The organism is Aeromonas salmonicida subsp. salmonicida (genome assembly GCF_001643305.1).
Taxonomy (GTDB): domain Bacteria; phylum Pseudomonadota; class Gammaproteobacteria; order Enterobacterales; family Aeromonadaceae; genus Aeromonas; species Aeromonas salmonicida.
In genome coordinates this window covers 53,303-73,728 of sequence record NZ_LSGW01000066.1, presented here as the reverse complement: position 1 = coordinate 73,728, position 20,426 = coordinate 53,303, and the positions used below count along the sequence as shown (strand labels likewise).

Genomic DNA, 20,426 nt, shown 5'->3' with positions numbered 1-20,426 from the left:
CAGGCTTTCGGACGGATGCGAGGCAGTGCCTTGATGATCGCCCTGTTTGTGATTGTGGTGATGGCGCTGCTGGCGGCTGCCATGGGCCGTTTTCTGGTCGATAGCGGTGAGAAAAATACGGTGGAGGTGCGCAGTGTGCGTGCCCTGCTGGCCGCCCAGAGCGGGCTGGAAGTGGCGCTCTATCGGTTGTTCCCCAAACGCACGCTTGCCCAACCGACCCCACCTGCGGTCTGCCTGGCAAGCAGCCCACTGAGCTTTGCCAGCACTCCCGGACTGACCAACTGTCAGGCTGTGGTTCGTTGCGCCACGGTGCCGGTGACATATAACGGATCTGTGACCAATGGCTATCGTCTCGAGAGTGTCGGAACCTGTGGCAGCTCGGATCTCAACGGTGCCAACCCTGATTTTACCGTGAGCCGAACCCTGATGGTCGAAGCTTATGATGGAGGAACTCCCTGATGCGCAATTTATGGATCGTCGCAGCCATGTGGCTATTTAGTGGCGCAGCAAGTGCGTTTCAGGTGATCGATACAGCGACCTATTTCCCAGCAGTGGCTCAGGGTCATCGGGGTAATACCGGTTATTCGTGTAATACGCTGGGTAATCCTGCTCTTACCCAAAATGGTCAGGCCAAAATCTCTGGGACGGCCGGCGCAGCCTTGAAATATTGCACGTCAAATCTGGGGGCTGGCTTGCCACTCGATGGCTGTGATAACAGTAACGGTTCGCGTCGCCAATGTACTGTCACCGGTTCGACGATTCAGGGACTCTCCATTACAAGTGGCAACGCATTTCTTACTGGTAATGGTAGTAATGGTGGCATCTCTTATTGCAATGCCGGCGACTCTATTAACTTGGGCAGTGCCAGTCAGTACCAGTTTTCCAGCCTCTCTCTTTATAACAGCTGTACTGTGACCTTTTCTTCAGCCCGTACAGAGTATCGGATCCAAAAACTGGAGGCGGGCAGTGGTGCCAAGCTGGTATTGCCGAGCGGAGACTACTGGATCGATCAGTTAACCCTCAACCAAGGGGCGGAGATTGAAGTTCAGGGAGATGTGCGGATCTTCGTCAATCAGGCTACGGAGTTCAACGGTGCTGTTCTGAACCGATCCAGTACGGGTTCTCTGCTGCTTTTCGGGTATCAGAATATCACTCTGAACAGCGATACCTTGCTGAATGGGTTCGTTTATTCCGATCAGGCTTTAGTGATGAATAATACCTCGGTCATCAACGGTCGTACGACCAGCCGATCTCTGACAATGGCGAGTAACAGCGCCATCAATGACCAAGCGTTTACACCTTCCCTGACCTGTTTTAACGATAACTTCTCATCAGGTTCGCTGAGCAGTGACTGGGTGGTTAAAACCAGCAGCGGCTCGTTTACTCCCTCGATTGTCAGCAGTCGTTTACGTTTGACTCAAGCTGCTGGCGACCAGTCTACATCCACTACCTATCAACGTCTGTTTCCTGCTGCCAACAATTTGGTGACGATTACTTTTAATCATTATGCCTATGGAGGAAACGGGGCTGATGGTATGGCGGTCGTGCTATCCGACGCGACAGTAACACCGCAGCCAGGAGCATTTGGTGGCCCGCTTGGCTATGGCTTCAAGCCTGGTATCCCCGGTTTTGCTGGGGGTTGGCTGGGCGTTGGCCTTGACGAGTTTGGCAATTACTCCGGTGAAGGTGGGACAACCAACGTAGGGCAGCGTCGTCAGTCAGTTGTGATTAGAGGGTCTGGTTCCGGTACTGCTGGTTATAGGTATCTACGTGGCACCTGTAACAATGGTGCGAGCAATACAAACACTGCTTGCCTTAATCCGAGGGTGGATGGTAATGGCAGCGCCAATCACAAGTACCAGCTGACCATTGACTCCCGCGTTAGCGGGCAGTCGATGGTGAAAATTCAGCGGGATACAGGTAGTGGCTACGTCACCCTGATCGACTCGTTCAATGCCCAAAGTCAGAACGGCCAGGCTCAGGTGCCTAGCGACTTTTTGCTCTCTCTTACCGGCTCAACGGGCGGCTCCACCAACGTACATGAACTCGACAATGTGCAGATCTGCGCCCTGCGCTCCAACCCGATCGGGGTGCAGATTGACCACTTCCAGCTTGATCACTCCGGTCAGCCGCTGACGTGCAATCCCGAGACGGTGACGGTCAACGCGTGTGCCGATGCTGCTTGTACCACGCTTATCAAAGACCCGGTGACCGCGACCCTGAGTCTTACCCCTATTTCTGCCAGCAATGGTTGGATTGGCGGCAATACGGTGACCTTTAGCGACGGTTCGACCACTGTGCAGTTGCGTAACAATACGCCGACCGCGGTGACCATCGGCGTTTCCGGTTCGACTCCGACGACCAAGCCATTCAGTTCCACCTTGTGCAAGGCCGGGGCTGGGACTCCCAGTACCGCAGCCTGTACCCTGAATTTTGCCGATAGCGGCTTCTTCTTTGATGTGCCTGATACCTACTCCAATCAGCCGCAGACGGTGACTATCAAGGCGATCAAAAAGAGCGATGTGACCAAGCTGTGTGTGCCGGGGTTTGCCAGTCAGACCAAGAGCGTCAAGTTCTGGAGCAGCTATATCTCCCCCACCGGTAACCCCTATAACAGCCAGATGAGCGTCAATAGCAGTGCGATTGGTGCCAGTCAGGGGGCTGCAACACCGCTCTCCCTCGCATTTAATGATCAGGGGCAGTCGACCATCACGGTTAATTATCCGGATGCGGGCAAGGTGCAACTGGATGCCAGTTATGATGGCACCGGCAGTGAAGCCGGTCTGGTGATGCTCGGCGCGGATCAGTTTGTGGCGCGCCCGGTCGGTTTGTGCATTACGCCCCCGCAAGGGGTCTGCGCGGCAGGTGATAGCAGCTGCCCTGTGTTCAAGAAAGCGGGAGAGACATTTCAGGTAGACATCAAGGCGATGGCCTGGGAATCCGCCAATGATGGGGATATCTGCACCGGAAATCAGGCAACGCCCAATTTCGCTCTTAACGGGATTGCCCTGGGCAGCACCCTGGTGGCACCCAGCCCGGGCACCAATGCCACGCTTGGCACCACCAGCTATAACCATGGGGCTGCCGCCAACAGTCTCAACAGCGTCAACCAGACGGTGAGCGAGGTGGGGGTGTTCCGAATGACGGCGACCCCGCCAGCCAGCGGTTACTTCACTTACACAATCCCATCCGCCCAGAGCCAGCCGGTGGGCCGTTTTATCCCCGCCGATTTCAATCTGGTCAGCGGCGACATAGTGCCGGCCTGCAATGCTTTCTCCTATATGGGGCAGCCCTTTGGGGTCACGCTGGATGTGCGGGCCCGCAACCTGTCTGGCGGGCAGACCCAGAACTATACGGGGCTGTTTGCCAAGGGGGACGCCTATCTCTCCGTTGCCAACAACAAGGATGGCAAATCCCTGTCGGCCCGGTTGCGCAGCCTGTCTGCTCTGCCCTGGGTGAATGGGCGGTCGGCGTTTACCGGTAATAGCGAGTTTGTTCGCCTCTCCGACACTCAACAGGATGGCCCTTACCAGTCTTTGCTGTTTGGTCTCTATATGAAAGACAACGATGGCGAACGTACCCTGATTGCCAGCCCCGACTTCAACGATGCCGTGGCCGGCAATTGCAGCGGCGCTGGTTGCAATGCCCGGCTGATCGACAGTGTGGCCATGCAGGTCTATTTCGGTCGATTGTTGGCAGGTAAGGATCGTGGTGTTGATAGTGCCAACTTGCCTTTGAAGTTATTGACACAGCGTTTCGAACAAGGTGGTTGGGTGATCAACGACGAGGACTACTGTACTCAGCTATCGCTGGCGAATAATGGTTTTGATCCACTGCCAGCGGTAGAGCCTCAAGATCCTGATCGCAAGATTGGCTTTAACGGCGTGACATCTTCTTACGAGGTCACAGGCAAGGTACCCCCGTTATTAACCACACCATATAGCAGTACTCTGACATTAAGTGGTCAAGCTGTTCCAGCCAGTTCTGCCAGGGCAAAGCAAGGCGAGATCGTTTTTCACTTTGGTGCACCTAATGTTGCAGTACGGATCCCCTACAAGGTCGATTTGTCAAAACAGCCATCACGGCCGCTCTGGTTGTCTGACCCTGTTACTCTGCAAGGCGAGGCCATTTTTGGCTCCAGCCGGGGCAATGACAGAATTATTTATCGGCGCGAAGTGATGCCGTAATGGAGGCGGGGCGGCGGATCTTCGCGATCTTCCCCCCTATCTTCTTGTTTATTAGCGTTTGTCAGCCTGTGCGGGTGAGTGATGACTCGCATTTTTGTCGCGCCTGATGGGTTGGCGACAGTTTGAGCGCTTGCCCATTGGGGTGGGCATTGGTAAAGTTAGCCGGTTTTCTGCACCTCCAAATTCTTAGGATTTCCCGTAGCCATGTTCAAAAAGCTCAGAGGCGTCTTTTCCAACGATCTGTCGATCGACTTGGGAACTGCCAACACCCTGATCTACGTAAAAGATCAAGGGATCGTCCTTAACGAACCCTCAGTTGTCGCCATTCGCCAAGAGCGCGGGAACGCCAAATCGGTCGCTGCCGTCGGTCATGCCGCCAAGCAGATGCTGGGTCGTACCCCAGGCAACATCTCCGCCATCCGTCCGATGAAAGACGGCGTCATCGCCGACTTCTACGTGACCGAGAAGATGCTGCAGCACTTCATCAAGCAGGTTCACGACAACAACTATTTCCGCCCCAGCCCCCGTGTGCTGGTGTGTGTGCCGTGTGGCTCTACCCAGGTAGAACGCCGTGCCATCAAGGAATCCGCACTGGGCGCCGGCGCCCGTGAGGTTTACCTGATCGACGAACCCATGGCTGCCGCCATCGGTGCCGGCTTGCCGGTCTCCGAAGCGACCGGTTCCATGGTGGTCGATATCGGTGGTGGTACCACCGAAGTGGCCATCATCTCCCTGAACGGCGTGGTTTACTCCCAGTCCGTGCGGATCGGTGGCGACAAGTTTGACGAAGCCATCATCAGCTACGTGCGTCGCAACTATGGCAGCCTAATCGGGGAAGCCACCGCCGAGCGCATCAAGCACGAAATCGGCTCCGCCTATCCGGGCGAAGAGGTGCGCGAGATCGAAGTTCGTGGTCGCAACCTGGCCGAAGGTGTGCCGCGCAGCTTCACCCTCAACTCCAACGAGATCCTGGAGGCGCTGCAAGAGCCGCTGTCCGGTATCGTCTCCGCCGTGATGGTGGCGCTGGAGCAGTCTCCGCCGGAACTGGCGTCCGACATCTCCGAGCGCGGCATGGTGCTGACCGGTGGTGGCGCACTGCTGAAAGATATCGACCGTCTGCTGATGGAAGAGACCGGCATACCGGTAGTGGTTGCCGAAGATCCCCTCACCTGTGTGGCCCGTGGCGGCGGCAAGGCGCTGGAGCTGATCGACATGCACGGTGGCGACCTGTTCCACTACGAATAAGACCCAAAGCCGGCCAGCGCGCCGGCTCTTTTTTGACGACTCATGAAACCCATTTTTGGTAGAGGCCCTTCGCTTCAGTTACGGTTGTTTCTCGCCGTCATCATCTCCATTGCTGCCATCGTAGCGGACTCCCGCTTCGGTGTGTTTACCCACGTCCGCGTCTACCTCAGTTCCCTTGTCAGCCCGTTGCAATACATAGCCAATGCGCCAGGTATCATGCTCGATACCATGTCGACCCAGGTGCAGACCCGGGCAGGCCTTATCGAGCAGACCAAGCAGCAGGAGCAACAGCTGTTCACCCTGCGTTCGCGCCTGCTCAAGATGGATCATCTGGAGCACGAGAACCAGCGTCTGCGTGAGCTGCTCGGTTCGCCGGTGCACAAGGAGTCCCGCAAGATGGTGGCCGAGCTGCTGTCTGTTGATTCCGACCCCTTCAGCCATCAGGTGCTGATCAACAAGGGGGCGCTGGACGGCGTCTACAACGGCCAGCCGGTGATCAACGATCAGGGGGTCATAGGTCAGGTGCTGCACGTGGGGTCCACCACCAGCCGCGTCCTGCTTGTGACCGACTCCAGCCACGGCATTCCGGTGCGGGTGCTGCGCAACGACCTGCGCGCCATTGCCTCCGGCAGCGGCGAGCTGGACAAGCTGGAGCTGCGCAACCTGCCGCGCAACACGGATGTGCAGGTCGGCGATCTGCTGGTCACCTCCGGGCTCGGTGGCCGCTTCCCGGAAGGTTATCCGGTAGCGACCGTGACCCGCTCCGACTATGTGGAGGGCAAACCCTTCGCTCAGGTCGAAGCCAAGCCGCTGGTGGCACTGGACAGATTGCGCTACCTGCTCTTGCTGTGGACCGACAAGAAACCGGATGTGCATGATGATGACGTGGCGCCAGCCGCGCCGGCAACCTCGGCAGCGGGAGCAACACGCTGATGCTAGAACCCGCCAGCGGCAGGATCTGGATCTGGATCTCGATCCTGCTGGCTCTGTGCCTGTCGATCCTGCCGCTTCCCTTTCAATTTGAACCCTTCCGTCCGGACTGGCTCGCCATGGTGCTCATCTACTGGGCGCTGGCCTTGCCACACAGGACCAATGTCGGCTCCGCCTGGGTGGCGGGCCTGCTGCTGGATGTGCTGCTGGGCAGCACGCTCGGCGTGCGGGCCATGGCCATGGCCATCACCACCTATCTGGCGGCCTTCCAGTTTCAGAAGATCCGCAACTTCTCCCTCTGGCAACAGGCGCTGATCATCGGCTGTCTCTCGCTGGTGGGCAAGGTGACCATCTTCTGGGCCGAGCACCTGTTCAGCCGTGCCAGCCTCAATTTCGCCTACTTTTGGTCGACCCTGAGCACGATGCTAATATGGCCCTGGGTTTTTCTGGTCTTGCGCAAGGTGCGCCGTCGCTTCAATATCAAGTGAATATGAGCAAAAACAACGAACTACAACTTTACCTCAGCTCATTAAGCGAATATGAATAAGCACAGCGAACTGCAACTCTACCTCATCTCATTAAGCGAATATGAACAAGCACAACGAACTGCAACTCTATCTTGCCTCGGGCTCGCCCCGCCGCCATGAACTACTCGCCCAGCTGGGCTACCGCTTCGAGGTACTCAGACTGGACGTGCCAGAGCGGCGTGAAGAGGGTGAAAAGGCACAGGATTATGTCTGTCGCCTCGCCCGAGACAAGGCGATGGCCGGGGTGGCGGCTGCCCCGACCATGCTGCCTGTGCTGGGCGCCGACACCATAGTGGTGCTGGGTGATCGGGTGCTCGAGAAGCCCTCCGACCTGCTCGACGCCAAAGACATGCTGGAAGCGCTCTCCGGCAAGGTGCATCAGGTGATGACGGCGGTAGCGCTGGCTACCCCGGATCGCTGCGATGTGCGACTGGTCACCACCAATGTGGCGTTTCGCAAGCTGGATGAGGCCGAGATCGAAGCCTACTGGCGCACGGGCGAGCCCTGTGACAAGGCCGGTGCCTATGCGATCCAGGGGATTGCCGGCAAGTTTGTCAGCCGGATTGAGGGGAGCTACAGCGCCGTTGTCGGTCTGCCCCTGCTGGAAACGGATCTGTTGATCAAGCATCATCTGGAACAGATCCGATAATTTTTCGTCAGCTGTGCTCTGCTGCGTTTTCCCTTGCGCGCGTTGTACCGGATTGGCTTTATAGAATTCAAAACTGGAACAGGCAAGGTAACTTATGTCGGTAGAACTGCTGGTGAACGTCACCCCCTCCGAAACCCGTGTCGCCCTGGTCGAAAACGGTCTGCTGCAGGAAGTGCACGTAGAGCGTCAGGCCAAGCGTGGCATAGTGGGCAATATCTACAAAGGCAAGATCAGTCGGGTTCTGCCCGGGATGCAGGCGGCTTTCGTTGATATCGGCATGGACAAGGCGGCGTTCCTGCACGCTTCCGACATAGTGCCGCACACCGAGTGTGTGGCGGTGAAGGAGAAGGAGCAGTTCCAGGCCGGCAACATCGCCGAGCTGGTGCGCCAGGGCCAGGACATCATGGTGCAGGTGGTGAAAGATCCACTGGGTACCAAGGGGGCCCGCCTCACCACCGACATTACCCTGCCGTCCCGCTATCTGGTGTTCATGCCCGGCAGCGCCCACGTCGGTGTCTCCCAGCGTATCGAGTCCGAAGCGGAGCGCGAGCGCCTCAAGCGTACCGTGGCCGGTTATGTGGACGATCTGGGTGGCTACATCATCCGTACCGCCGCCGAAGGGGTGGGTGAGCAGGAGCTGGAACAGGATGCCGCCTTCCTGAAACGCCTGTGGCGCAAGATCCTGGAGCGCAAGCACAAGTATCCTCCCTGCAAGATCCTCTACGAGGATCCCAGCCTGGCGTTTCGGGTGGTGCGCGACTTTGTCGGTGCCGAACTGGACAAGATCCGGGTCGATTCACGCCAGAGCTTCGATCAGCTCAAGCGCTTCACCGAGGAGTACGTGCCCGAGCTGGCCGGCAAGCTGGAGTATTACCCGGGCGAGTCGCCGATTTTCGATCTCTACGATGTGGAGAACGAGATCCAGCGCGCGCTGGAACGCAAGGTAGAGCTCAAGTCCGGCGGCTACCTCATCATCGACCAGACCGAAGCCATGACCACTGTGGACATCAACACGGGCGCCTTCGTGGGTCATCGCAATCTGGAAGAGACCATCTTCAATACCAACGTCGAGGCGACGGCGGCCATCGCCCGCCACCTGCGTCTGCGCAACCTCGGCGGCATCATCATCATCGATTTCATCGACATGCAGTCGGAAGATCATCGTCGCCGTGTGCTGCACAGTCTGGAACAGGCGCTGGCCAAGGATCGCGCCAAGACCAACGTCAACGGTTTCTCCCAGCTTGGTCTGGTGGAGATGACCCGCAAGCGCACCCGCGAAAGCCTGGAGCACGTGCTCTGCTCCGAATGCCCCGAGTGCAAGGGGCGTGGTCGGGTCAAGACGGTGGAGTCGGTCTGTTTCGAGATCCTGCGAGAGATCATCCGGGTCAACCGCGCCTATGATGCGGATCAGTTCACCGTTTACGCCGCACCGGCCGTGATCGACTATCTGCGCGGCGAGGAGTCCCACAGTCTCGCCGAGCTGGAGGTGTTCATCGGCAAGCAGGTCAGGGTGGTGAGTGAGCCCCTCTGTGGTCAGGAACAGTTTGATGTGGTGATGATGTAATTGGTCTATCGCTGGTTGAGTCGGGGCTGGTTGGCCCTTGGGGTCTTCTTCGTGCTGCTGGCCATTCTGGTCAGTCTGGTGCGCTTTGGCGGCCCCTTGCTCAATCAGCACAGACAGGCACTGCTCGATGCCCTGCTGGCCGACAATCAGCTGGAGGCCAGTGTTGAACACATAGGCCTGGACTGGACCCAGCGCGGCCCGGCGCTCGAGCTGCAACAGCTGGCGATAGCGCCGGATTCGGGTCGCTTCGCCCTGCGTCTTGGCAAGGTGTGGGCTCACCTCGACTTCTGGCGCCCCCTCAATGAACTCAGGCCTGTGTTCGGCCAGCTCATACTGAGCGATGGCGACATAGCGCTGGATCTGGCTCAGTCCGCCGAGCCCGATACCCGTGGCGGCGTCGATCAGCAACAGGCGTTGCTGCGCTTCTTGCTCACCCAGCTATCCACGTTCGATATTCACGATACCCGCCTCAGCCTGACGACGGCGCTGGGGGAAGTGCGGGCCCTCGATATCGCCCAACTGCGCTGGCAGAACCGCGGCAAACGCCATCAGGGGGTCGGCAAGGCCTATCTCATCAACGGGGTGGGCGAGAGCACCATAGATCTCATCCTGGATGTGGATACCCCCGAGGTACGGCTCGATCGCTTGCGGGGCCAGCTCTATCTCGGCGCCAGCCAGTTCGACGTCAGCCCAATGCTGGCGCGGATCCACGCCGGTGAGCCCAAGGTCGCCGGCCAGCTCGATTTCCAGCTCTGGAGTGAATTTGCCGACGGTCAGCTGGGAGAGTCCCTGCTGGCGTTTGGCGACAACTACCTGATCTGGAAGGATGAGAAGCAGGATGTCATGCACCGCCTCGGCCTGCAGGGGGGCAAGATCCAGCTGCGCCGGGATGGTGAGGAGTGGCAGCTCGCCAGCCATGACATGACCTTCAAGCTCGATGGCAAACCCTGGTTGCGCAGCCGCTTGCAGCTCGAACGGGTTGGCTCCCGCATCCAGGGTTATGTGCCTGCCATCGATCTCGATCAGGTCGCCAACCTGAGCCAGCTGGTATCGGGTCTCTACCCCGAACTGACCGAGACCCTCAAGCGCACCCAGCCCAAGGGTCAGCTGCAGGATCTCATTTTGCAGGCCGATGCCGGCTGGCGTGGGCTCTCTCTCAGCGGCCGGCTATCCCACATCAAGGTCAGCGCCTGGCAGGATGTGCCCGGCGTGCAGGATCTCAATGGCGAATTCTGGCTGACCCCGACGGGGGGCAGTGCCCGACTGGCCCTTGCCAATGACAAGGTGGATCCGGCCCGCCACTTCAAGGAGCCGATCCCGGTGGACAGCTTCTCGGCACGGCTCGACTGGTGGCAAGTCCCGCAGGGCTGGGTGCTCTATGGTCAGGATGTGGCGCTGGACAACCCGGATTTGCGCCTCGAGAGCCGCTTCAGGATGGATCTGTTCGAACATACTTTCCTCGCGCTGACAGGCCGCATCGACGTCAAGAATGCGGGCAATGCGGATCGCTACTACCCGTTGCAGGTGATGGACAAGAGCCTGGTGGATTACCTGAGCGGCGCCATCAAGGGGGGTCAGGCCAAGGGCGCCGACCTGCTCTGGTACGGCGAGTTCAAGGATTTCCCCTACAGCAAGGGCGAGGGCATCTTCCAGGTGGCGGTTCCGCTCGAGCAGGCGACGTTCCAGTTCTTCCCCGGTTGGCAACCCCTCACCGACCTGCAGATCGATCTGCTGTTCCAGAACGCCAGTCTCGACATGAACAGCCGTTCCACCCACCTTGGCAAGGCCAGCTCCGACTCGGTCCATGCCTGGATCCCGGATCTCTATCCCGGCGCACATCTCTATGTGGATGCCAAGGTAGAGGGTGAGGGCAAGGCCATCAGCGACTACCTGCAGGACTCTCCGCTAGGGGATTCCGTCGGTCAGGCGTTGCGGGAGATAGAGATCCGGGGCCCGCTCAAGGGGTCGGTCAAGTTGGATATTCCCCTCGATGGTGAAAGCGAGGTCAAGGCGAGCGGCGATGCCTTGTTCAACAACAACAAGGTGCGGGTCGCCAGCCTGGATCTGCCGCTGGAGCAGGTACAGGGGCGCCTCGAATATGACAACGAGCAGACCCGGTTCAGCAACCTCAAGGCCAGCCTGTGGAACCAGCCGCTGACCCTGGATTATCAGGGCAAACAGCTGCCGAACCGCTATCAGGTGGATCTCAAGTTCAAGGGACAGTGGGACAGCCGCCGCGAGCAGCGCAAGATTCCCGCCCTCGATATCCTCAAGGGGCGCAGCAACTGGGCCGGTACCCTGGGGCTGACCCTGCCCAATGACAAACCGTTCAGCTTCCAGCTGGCGATGGATTCCAACCTGCAGGGCATGGCGCTGGATCTGCCACTCCCCCTGACCAAGACCGCCAACAGCCGATTACCGCTCAAGGTGACAGTGCGTGGGCGTGACGGCAGTGCCGACATTCGCGCCGTGCTGGGGGCCGATGTGGATTTGCAGAGCCGGCTGGTTTATGGGGACGGGGTTCCTTACCTCAGCCGGGTCAGGGTGAACATAGGCCAGCCGGGGGCTCGGGTGCTACGGGACAAGCCCATGCTGCTTGCCATCAACCAGCAACAGGCCGATGTGGCTGGCTGGCTGGCCAGACTCAAACAGTGGGTGCCTGCGAGCAGTGCGCCGAGCGGCGGTGCCGTGGTTGGCCCTCCTTTCCTGCCGCAGGAGTGGTGGGTGGATGGCCAGCTGGCCCGCGCCGATATCGGCAGTGCCAATCTCAAGGCGGTACACTTCACCGTAGGCCCGGTCAAGGACGCCACAGAGGTGATGATCGACAGCCCGGACGTCATGGGGGTGATCCGCCTGCCGGTGACTGATCGCCAGCCCATCGATGCCAAATTCGCCCGCATCCATTGGTCCGGCAAGAGTTCGGATCTGAGCCCAGAGCCTGATGCGCGGCAGGACAAAGCCATCATGGATGCCATTCCCTGGCTCACCTTCAGCTGCGTGGATTGCCGCTTCGGCGAACTGCCGCTCGGCGAGGTGAAGGGAGAGCTGCTCCCCGGGGCCAACAAGCTGACCCTCAAGGGGCTGGATATGCGGCTGGCGGGGAGCCAGCTGACGGGCACAGTGGATTGGCTGGCTGAGCCAGGCCGGATGCAGACCCATGCCATCGCCAAAATCACCAGTAAAAACAGTGAATTGCTTCTAAAACGGATCGGCTATACCTCACCCATTGGCGATGCGCCCGGCAAGATGGCACTGGATCTGAGCTGGAATGATGTGCCCTACCGACTGAGCCTGCCGACCCTGGCTGGCAGCGCCAACTATCAACTGGAAGGGGGCACGCTGCGGGAGGTCAATGACAAGGGGGCACGACTGCTCTCCCTGCTCAGTCTCGACTCACTGCTGCGCAAGTTGCGGCTCGATTTTCGCGATGTGTTCGACAAGGGCTTCTACTTCGAATCCATGTCCGCCTCGGCCAAGATCAAGCAGGGGGTGATGGATAACAAGGACTTCTACATGAAGGGGGCCGCGGGTAACCTGCGTGGTGAAGGCATCGCCGATCTGGTGCGCTGGCGGCTTGACTACGAGTTGAGCTTCTCCCCCAATCTGGGCGGCACCCTGCCGGTGGTGGCGGCCTTCTCGCTGACGCCGATCACGGGTCTTTATGTGCTGGCCCTCTCCAAACTGCTGGAGCCAGTGGTGGATGTGGTGACCCGCATCGATTTTAGGGTTGAGGGGCCGCTGGACAATCCCAAGCTGATCGAGGCCGGACGAGATAGAGCCCGCATCAAGCTCAACCAGCAGCAGAAACAGGCGGTGGATACGGTAGCGCCCAAGTTGCCTGCCGCCGAAGTCACCCCCTTCCTGCTGAACCCGCAACCAGGGAGTCCCCGTCAGCCCTGATGCTGGCGCCATCCCTTGTCTCGACCTGCTTACGCTCAAGGAGAGAGCCATGATCCGACATATTCTGCTGATTGCCTTCAAAGCGGGCACCCAGGCTGACGATATTGCCGCTGTCAGGGCGGCTTTTCTCGACATACCCGCCAGGGTCAATGGCGTGGTGGCGGTCGAGTGGGGGCAGAATGACAGCCCCTAGGGGCGCGCCGAAGGCTTTACCCACAGCGTCTTGATGACCTTTGCGGACGAGGCGGCCCGCCAGCGTTACCTGCCCCATCCGGATCACGAGGCCCTCAAGGCCATCTTCCGTCCCGTGCTGGACCGTATCATAGTGCTGGACTACACACTGCAAGCCAAAGACGCTGTCAGCCTCTGACGGCTTGCACCAAGGACAAGGAGCGCGTCATGTGGTTAGCCGCAATACAGCTGGTATCCGGCCGTCACTGGCAGGATAACCGGGAGCAGATCGCCGCCGAGCTGGCGGCGCTGCCAGCCGGGCGTCCCTTGCTGGTACTGCTGCCGGAAAACTTTGCCCTGTTTGGCGAGCGGCAGGGCTATCTCGATGGTGCTGAACGGATCGGTGAGGGGCCTATCCAGCAGCAACTGGCTGCCTGGGCCAAAGAGTACGGCATCTGGCTGGTGGCTGGTGCCATGCCCACTGCCATTCCCGGTTCGGCGCATATCCATACCAGCTCGCTGGTGTTTGACCCGGCAGGGGAGCTCAAGGGTCATTACCACAAGATCCACCTGTTCGATGTGGACGTCGCCGACAATCAGGGGCGCTATCGAGAGTCGGAGACGTTCAGTCCTGGTCAGGACTGCGTGCTGATAGACTCCCCCTTTGGTCCCCTCGGCCTCTCTATCTGTTATGATTTGCGCTTTCCCGAACTCTATCGCCAGCTGGCACGCGCCGGTGCCAGGGTGTTGCTGGTGCCTGCCGCCTTTACTGCCGTGACCGGCGAGGCGCACTGGGAGCCGCTGCTGCGGGCCCGCGCCATCGAAAATCAGTGCTATGTGGTGGCTGCCAATCAGGGGGGCACCCATGAAACCGGGCGCCATACCTGGGGCCACAGCATGGTGATCGACCCTTGGGGCAGGGTGCTGGCATGCCAGCCGTCGGGCCGCGCGACCGTGCTGGCTGCCATGGATCCCGAGCTGGGCGACGAATTGAAGCGAACCATGCCAGTGCTGCAGCACGCCCGCCTGTTGTCGGCGGGTCAGGTCTCTGACAACGAATGAACAAGGCACGCCCCGCGTGCTGACCCATGCCGCCTATGGCATGGGATCTTATTGTGAAATCCCGGATCGGGAGTGGAGAGAAAGATTGAGTCTATTGAGCCAGGTTAGTGCCTCCCTGTTGGCCCCGAACGACCTCGACGAAGGGCGGCTGCAGCAACTGCTCGGCAGCCTGATGAGCCACCAGGTGGAGTTCGGCGATCTCTATTTCCAGCGCAGCTGGCACGAGTCCTGGATGCTGGAGGACGGCATCGTCAAGGATGGCAGCTACAACATCGACCAAGGGGTCGGGGTACGCGCTGTCAGTGGCGAGAAAACCGGCTTTGCCTACTCCGACGAGCTGAGCCTGCTGGCGCTGCAACAGTCGGTCACTGCTGCCCGCGGCATTGCCGCTGCCGGTGCCCAGGGCAATGTGAAGGCCTGGGCTCGTACAGAGGCCAACCTGCTCTATCCGGCCATGGATCCCCTGCAGACCCTCGACAAGCACCAGAAGATTGCCTTGCTGGAGCAGATGGACAAGTTCGCCCGCAGTCTTGATCCCGTTATCAATCAGGTGATGGCCTCCATCAGCGGTGTCTATGAAGAGATACTGGTGGCAGCCACCGACGGTACGCTCGCTGCTGATATACGCCCCCTGGTTCGGCTGTCGGTGACCGTCATCGCCGAGAAAGGTGAGCGCCGCGAGCGTGGCAGCGCCGGTGGTGGTGGTCGTTGTGGTTATGACTATTTCCTGGAGCTGGACGGGCTGGAGAGCCGCGCTTTTGGCTATGTGCGCGAGGCCGTGCGTCAGGCGCTGGTCAACCTGGAGGCCATTGATGCTCCCGCTGGTACCATGCCGGTGGTACTCGGTGCCGGCTGGCCCGGCGTGCTGTTGCACGAGGCCGTGGGCCATGGCCTGGAGGGGGACTTCAACCGCAAGGGCTCGTCTGCATTTGCCGGCCGCATCGGCGAACAGGTGGCCTCCAAGCACTGCACCATAGTCGATGACGGCACACTGCCGGGTCGGCGCGGCTCCGTCTCCATCGATGACGAAGGGACGCCGGGCGGCTACAACGTCTTGATCGAGAACGGCATCCTCAAGGGTTACTTGCAGGACAAGCAGAACGCCCGCCTGATGGGGGTTCCGCTCACAGGTAACGGCCGCCGCGAATCCTACGCCGCCATGCCGATGCCGCGCATGACCAACACCTATATGCTGGCGGGTCAGTACGATCCGGCGGAGATCATCGCCTCGGTGAAGAAGGGTATCTATGCTCCCAACTTCGGCGGTGGTCAGGTGGATATCACTTCCGGCAAGTTTGTCTTCTCCGCCTCCGAGGCTTACCTCATCGAGGATGGCAAGATCACCACCCCCATCAAGGGCGCGACCCTGATAGGCAATGGTCCGGAAGCCATGAGTCTGGTTTCCATGGTGGGCAGTGATCTGGCACTGGATCGTGGTGTCGGCGTCTGCGGCAAAGAGGGGCAGAGCGTGCCGGTCGGTGTCGGCCAGCCCACACTCAAGCTGGATCAACTCACAGTGGGCGGCACCCAGTAAGGGGTTTAACCCACTACGTTGTCAATGACCCCGGCCATGTGCCGGGGTCATTGTTTTGGGTAGTGCAAGCCAGACAACAAAAAGCCCCGGCGACTGGCCGGGGCTGCTGGATACGAGTGACAGGGTCAGTTGACCGATATGGCTCTGGCATCGATGTAGAAGCGGGCATTGCCTTGTTGGTCGACCCTGATTTGGGCCACCAGACGATCGCTTTTTTTGTACTCCCATCGGGTTTTTATCCGGGCCAGGGCTGGGCTGGCTACACCAACTACATTCAGATATTCATGAAACAGGCTGTAGCTTCCAATTTCGGTCAGCATCTTTTCCATCATTTGCACATCTCCTGAAGTAAGTGGGCGCCTGTCTGCAAAGCTAACAACTGATCTCTGAACTGAATCTGTATGAAAAACACACTAACTCATTTGTGTATCAATAACATGATCAGGCGCAAGATCAGTGGCGATTTGTGAGGTTTTTTGACACCGTTTTCAGTCAGGGGTGGCGCGGCTCCTGTCGTTGATCAGGGGTGTCTGGCAGGGATGGCAAGGAAGGCGTGGTGTGTATCGAGTGTGCGCCGTGGAAGACAGGATCCTGTGCCACTTCCTTGATGCCGTTGATACAGAATTGCATGCCCATGCACACCAGCAGAAAACCCATGATCCGGGTCATGGCATCGATGCCGGTAGCGCCGAGGATCTTGCAGACCGGATCCGCCAGCTTCAATACGCCCCAGCTGATCAGACTCATCAGGGCAAACGCTGTGACCATGGCGCCGTAGATGGTGAGGCGGTTGTACTCGTCGGGCAGCTCGGCAATCTGGGCAGCGCCGCTGATCACCAGCGCCATGGTACCCGGCCCGCACATGCTGGGCATGGTCAGTGGCACGAAGGCGATGCTCTGGTTGATATCGACCCCGTTGGTCTGACTGGGGGCTGGGAACAGCATGCGAAAGCCGATAAAGCCGATGATGAGACCCCCTGCCAGCCGCAAGCCTGGAATGGATATCCCGAACAGATCCAGAATGGAGGAGCCGATAAAGAAGGTGATGCAGAGGGTGAAAAACAGATAGATAGCCGCCAGGTTGACCTGGCGGCGCACATGCTCCCGCGACATGCCCTTGCTCAGCCCCAATAGCAGGGTGGCCGTGGTTGGCGGGTTGACCATGGGCAGCAGCGCCAGCAAGGCGAGAAATACGACTTGAAAGAACATCTTGAGCCTCGGATAACGGAATTGGGTGACAGTCTGGAGCCCGGTATTCGCCTGGCCCTAAGGGGGAGGCTATCCTATGTCGGCCGTACTGAACACAAGGACAATAAAAAAGCCCCGAAGATGTCCGGGGCTTTTTCGTTGGTCAGGCGGCTTGTGGCGCCGTCTGCCGCTGGTTGCGCTGTTGCAACCACAGCAGCACACCGATGGCAAAGCCGAGTGCCGACAGACTCACCACATAGTGGGAGGGAGCCAGCACGTCGTTCTTCATCCACAGGGTCACCAGCATGGGGGTGAGGCCGCCGAAGATGGCGTAGGCCACGTTGTAGGAGAACGACAATCCCGAGAAGCGCACTACCGCCGGGAAGGCGTTGACCATGACGTAGGGCACGGCCCCGACAATTCCGACCGCGAAGCCCGCCAGCATGTAGAGCGGTACCAGCTGCTCTGTGCCCGCGACCAGACCGTGATAGAAGGCGTAGCTGGAACCTGCCAGCAGCAATGAGCCCAGCATGAAGGTGGGGCCGCTGCCGAGGGCATCGATCAGCCTGCCATAGACGATGCAGCCCAGGGTCAGGGCCAGGATGGCCAGAGAGTTGGCGGTCAGGGCATCGGCCGGGCTGATGCCATGTACCTTCTGCAGATAGGTGGGGGTCATCAGTATCACCACCACGATACCGGCGGAGAGCAGCCAGGTCAGCAGCATGGAGATCACCACGCTGCCCTTGTGGCTGCGCAGCACCGTCTTGAGCGGCAGCTCCTCCGCCAGCGCCTTGTTGGCCTGCATCTCGGCGAAGACAGGGGTTTCGTGCAGCCAGCGGCGCAGATACATGGCGACTATGCCAAAGATGCCCCCCAGCAGGAAGGGAACCCGCCAGCCCCACTCACTTACCTCGGCCGGGGTCAGGTTCTTGTTGACCGCGGTGGCGATGAGGGAGCCGAGCAGTATGCCGGCAGTCAGTCCGGCGGTGAGGGTGCCACAGGCGAGCCCGACCCGGCGGGCACATGCTCCGCCACGAACACCCAGGCGCCCGGTACTTCGCCACCGATGGCGGCTCCTTGCAGTATGCGCAAACCCAGCAGGGCAAGCGGTGCGCCTATGCCCAGTACCGCATAGGTGGGCAAGAGGCCGATCATCAGGGTGGGCAGCGCCATCAGCAGTATGCTCAGGGTAAACATCCGCTTGCGGCCGATGAGATCGCCAAAATGGGCCATGATGATGCCGCCAAGGGGGCGAGCCAGATAGCCGGCGGCGAAGATGCCGAAGGTCTGGAACTGGCGCAGCCACTCGGGAATATCGGCCGGGAAGAACAGCTCGCCGATCACCACGGCGAAGAAGACGAAGATGATAAAATCGTAGAATTCGAGGGCTCCGCCGAGGGCTGCCAGGCTCAGTGTCTTGTAATCCTGTCGGTTGAGGGGGCGGCTGTGGTCGTAAGTTTGCGTGACTGTCGTCATATCCTTATGTTTCCCATCGTTTTTTTAGTTATTGTTCCCCATCCTTTCAGGGGAAACGCTCATTACCGAGGGTATGCTTTTGCATCCCGGTATGTAAATCGCACAATTCGCAATACAGTCTTGCAGCTTTTTGGTGCAGCAAGACCGGCAACATCATGACGAAGACACAATGGGAGAAATCATGACGAAGACAAAGGTGCTGCTCTCCTGGAGCAGTGGCAAGGACAGCGCCTGGGCACTGCACAGATTGCAGCAGGATCCGGCCATCGAGGTAGTGGGGCTGTTTACCACCCTCAATCAGGCTTTCGAGCGGGTGGCCATGCACGGGGTGCGCAAGCAGTTGCTGATGCAGCAGGCCGAGTGTGTGGGATTGCCGCTGACCACCCTCGATCTGCCCTGGCCCTGCACCAATGAGGATTACGCCCGCATCATGACCGGCTTCATCGCGAGCGTGGTGGCGCAGGGGATCCGCCACATGGCGTTTGGCGACCTCTTCCTCGAGGATGTGCGCGCCTATCGGGAGAAACAGCTGGTGGGAACGGGCATAGAACCCTTGTTCCCGTTGTGGGGCAGCAAGACGGACGAGCTGGCTCAGCAAATGATGGCGGCGGGGCTGAGGGCCAGGATCAGCTCCCTTGACCCGAAAAAGCTGGATGCCAGTCTGAGTGGTCACGATTTCGATCCTGCCCTGCTGGCGGCCTTGCCGCAAGGGGTGGATCCGTGCGGCGAGAACGGCGAGTTTCACACCCTGGCCTATGATGGTCCCATGTTTCTGCGCCCGTTGGCGATGTACGTGGGAGAGACGGTGGAGCGGGACGGCTTCATCTTCACTGACTTGTTGCCTGCGCACTCCGCCGCCTAGTCGAGGTTGGCCTCCTGTTCGCCCTTGTCATCGTTGTAGCGCAGTGCAATTTCGTGAAACAGCAGGTGGATGCGGGCGAAGGCATCCGTGATGTCGGGATCGAAGTGACTGCTGCGCCCCGCCAATATGATGGGGACCACCTCCGTATGGGACATGGCCGCCTTGTAACACCGCTTGCTGATCAGGGCATCGTACACATCTGCCAGCGCCATCAGTCGGGCCGACAGGGGGATCTCATCCCCCATCAGACCGTAGGGGTAGCCGGTGCCATCCCATTTCTCGTGGTGGTAGCAGGCGATCTCCTTGGCCAGTCGCAGAAACTCGACCTCCACCCCCAGCGCTTCCTCGGCGTGGACTATGGCCTCCTTGCCGAGGATGGAGTGGTGCTTCATCTGGGTGAACTCATCCGCATCCAGCTTGCCGGGTTTGAGCAGGATCCGGTCCGGTACGCCGACCTTGCCAATATCGTGCAGGGGGGCAGACTTGAACAGCAGATCTATGGTCTTTGGGGTCAGCTCTGCACGAAAGCGAGGGTGATCGCACAGGGTTTCCGCTAATAGCTTCACATAGTGCTGGGTGCGCAGTATGTGGTTGCCGGTCTCGTTGTCCCGGGTCTCGGCCAGAGAGGCGAGGGAGTGGATGGTGATGTTCTGGATCAGCTCGTTTTCACGGGTGCGCCGTTCCACCTCCTGTTCCAGATAGGCATTTTGGTCATGGAGCAGATCACGTGCAGCTTTCAGTTCAAGGTGGTTTCTGACGCGGGCCAGTACGATGGCGGGAGAGATAGGCTTGTGGATATAGTCCACGGCGCCGAGTGCCAGTCCGTGCGCTTCTGCGCTCTCCTCTACCTTGGCGGTCAGGAAAATCACCGGAATATGCCGCGCCTGCGGCATCTCCTGCAGTGCCTGCATCACCTGATAGCCATCCATCTGGGGCATCACCACATCGAGCAGGATCAGGTCCACCCGGGTGCCTGATGACAGTATCTCCAGCGCCCGCTGGCCACTGATGGCAACCTTGACCCGATAGTGCGGGCCCAGCAGGGCGCTGAGCAGGGAGAGGTTTTCAGGGGTGTCATCGACCACCAGCAGTGTGGGTTTGGTGTCGGGATCCAGCAAGTTGAGCATAGTG

Annotated in this window: 14 protein-coding genes and 2 pseudogenes; 12 read left to right on the top strand and 4 right to left on the bottom strand. The window is 59.6% G+C overall.

Going from position 1 to position 20,426, the window contains the following annotated elements:
* Window positions 1-33 precede the first annotated feature (33 nt).
* The 11 genes and pseudogenes from AXW79_RS10695 to tldD all read left to right on the top strand — a co-directional run bounded on the left by AXW79_RS10695 (window position 34) and on the right by tldD (window position 15,769).
* Window positions 34-459, top strand: coding sequence for a hypothetical protein (locus AXW79_RS10695; protein WP_005316363.1), 426 nt, complete (start codon window positions 34-36; stop codon window positions 457-459).
* Complete coding sequence (locus tag AXW79_RS10690) at window positions 459-4,187, top strand: DUF6701 domain-containing protein (RefSeq protein ID WP_011899171.1); 3,729 nt, start codon at window positions 459-461, stop codon at window positions 4,185-4,187. Before AXW79_RS10695 ends, AXW79_RS10690 begins: the two co-directional genes overlap by 1 nt.
* A gap of 204 nt (window positions 4,188-4,391) precedes the next feature.
* Window positions 4,392-5,432, top strand: coding sequence for a rod shape-determining protein (locus AXW79_RS10685; protein WP_005308111.1), 1,041 nt, complete (start codon window positions 4,392-4,394; stop codon window positions 5,430-5,432).
* A 42-nt stretch (window positions 5,433-5,474) separates the two neighbouring features.
* Entirely contained in the window at window positions 5,475-6,365 is an 891-nt protein-coding gene (mreC, locus tag AXW79_RS10680) for a rod shape-determining protein MreC (protein WP_017412500.1), read from the top strand.
* Window positions 6,365-6,850, top strand: a complete 486-nt coding sequence (mreD, locus tag AXW79_RS10675; protein WP_005316354.1) for a rod shape-determining protein MreD — start codon at window positions 6,365-6,367, stop codon at window positions 6,848-6,850. Before mreC ends, mreD begins: the two co-directional genes overlap by 1 nt.
* Before the next feature lie 100 nt (window positions 6,851-6,950).
* Window positions 6,951-7,538, top strand: coding sequence for a Maf family protein (locus AXW79_RS10670; protein ID WP_005316352.1), 588 nt, complete (start codon window positions 6,951-6,953; stop codon window positions 7,536-7,538).
* Window positions 7,539-7,632: 94 nt separating this feature from the next.
* Window positions 7,633-9,102 carry a ribonuclease G gene (rng, locus tag AXW79_RS10665; RefSeq protein WP_005316349.1) on the top strand — a complete coding sequence of 490 codons (1,470 nt, stop codon included), beginning with the start codon at window positions 7,633-7,635 and terminating at the stop codon, window positions 9,100-9,102.
* Complete coding sequence (locus AXW79_RS10660; protein WP_005316347.1) at window positions 9,103-13,002, top strand: YhdP family protein; 3,900 nt, start codon at window positions 9,103-9,105, stop codon at window positions 13,000-13,002. It begins immediately after the preceding gene.
* Between the two features lie 49 nt (window positions 13,003-13,051).
* Window positions 13,052-13,372, top strand: a pseudogene (locus AXW79_RS10655) (Dabb family protein).
* 29 nt (window positions 13,373-13,401) lie between these two features.
* The gene (locus AXW79_RS10650; RefSeq protein WP_005316344.1) at window positions 13,402-14,235 is read left to right on the top strand and encodes a carbon-nitrogen hydrolase family protein; all 834 of its coding nucleotides are present in this window, start codon (window positions 13,402-13,404) and stop codon (window positions 14,233-14,235) included.
* 85 nt (window positions 14,236-14,320) lie between these two features.
* Window positions 14,321-15,769 (top strand): metalloprotease TldD, encoded by a 1,449-nt coding sequence (gene tldD / locus AXW79_RS10645; RefSeq protein WP_005316341.1) that lies wholly within the window; start codon window positions 14,321-14,323, stop codon window positions 15,767-15,769.
* A 125-nt stretch (window positions 15,770-15,894) separates the two neighbouring features.
* Here tldD and AXW79_RS10640 read toward each other — a convergent pair whose 3' ends face one another.
* The 3 genes and pseudogenes from AXW79_RS10640 to AXW79_RS10630 form a co-directional block, all read right to left on the bottom strand.
* Window positions 15,895-16,098 (bottom strand): hypothetical protein, encoded by a 204-nt coding sequence (locus tag AXW79_RS10640; RefSeq protein ID WP_170321042.1) that lies wholly within the window; start codon window positions 16,096-16,098, stop codon window positions 15,895-15,897.
* Between the two features lie 163 nt (window positions 16,099-16,261).
* Window positions 16,262-16,978, bottom strand: a complete 717-nt coding sequence (locus AXW79_RS10635) for a MarC family NAAT transporter (protein WP_005316335.1) — start codon at window positions 16,976-16,978, stop codon at window positions 16,262-16,264.
* A gap of 142 nt (window positions 16,979-17,120) precedes the next feature.
* Window positions 17,121-18,433: pseudogene (locus tag AXW79_RS10630) on the bottom strand (MFS transporter).
* Window positions 18,434-18,614: 181 nt separating this feature from the next.
* Here AXW79_RS10630 and AXW79_RS10625 point away from each other — a divergent pair.
* Complete coding sequence (locus AXW79_RS10625; protein WP_005316332.1) at window positions 18,615-19,295, top strand: Dph6-related ATP pyrophosphatase; 681 nt, start codon at window positions 18,615-18,617, stop codon at window positions 19,293-19,295.
* Here AXW79_RS10625 and AXW79_RS10620 read toward each other — a convergent pair.
* Window positions 19,292-20,422, bottom strand: a complete 1,131-nt coding sequence (locus AXW79_RS10620; protein ID WP_005316329.1) for a response regulator — start codon at window positions 20,420-20,422, stop codon at window positions 19,292-19,294. The genes AXW79_RS10625 and AXW79_RS10620 overlap by 4 nt on opposite strands.
* Window positions 20,423-20,426 lie beyond the last annotated feature (4 nt).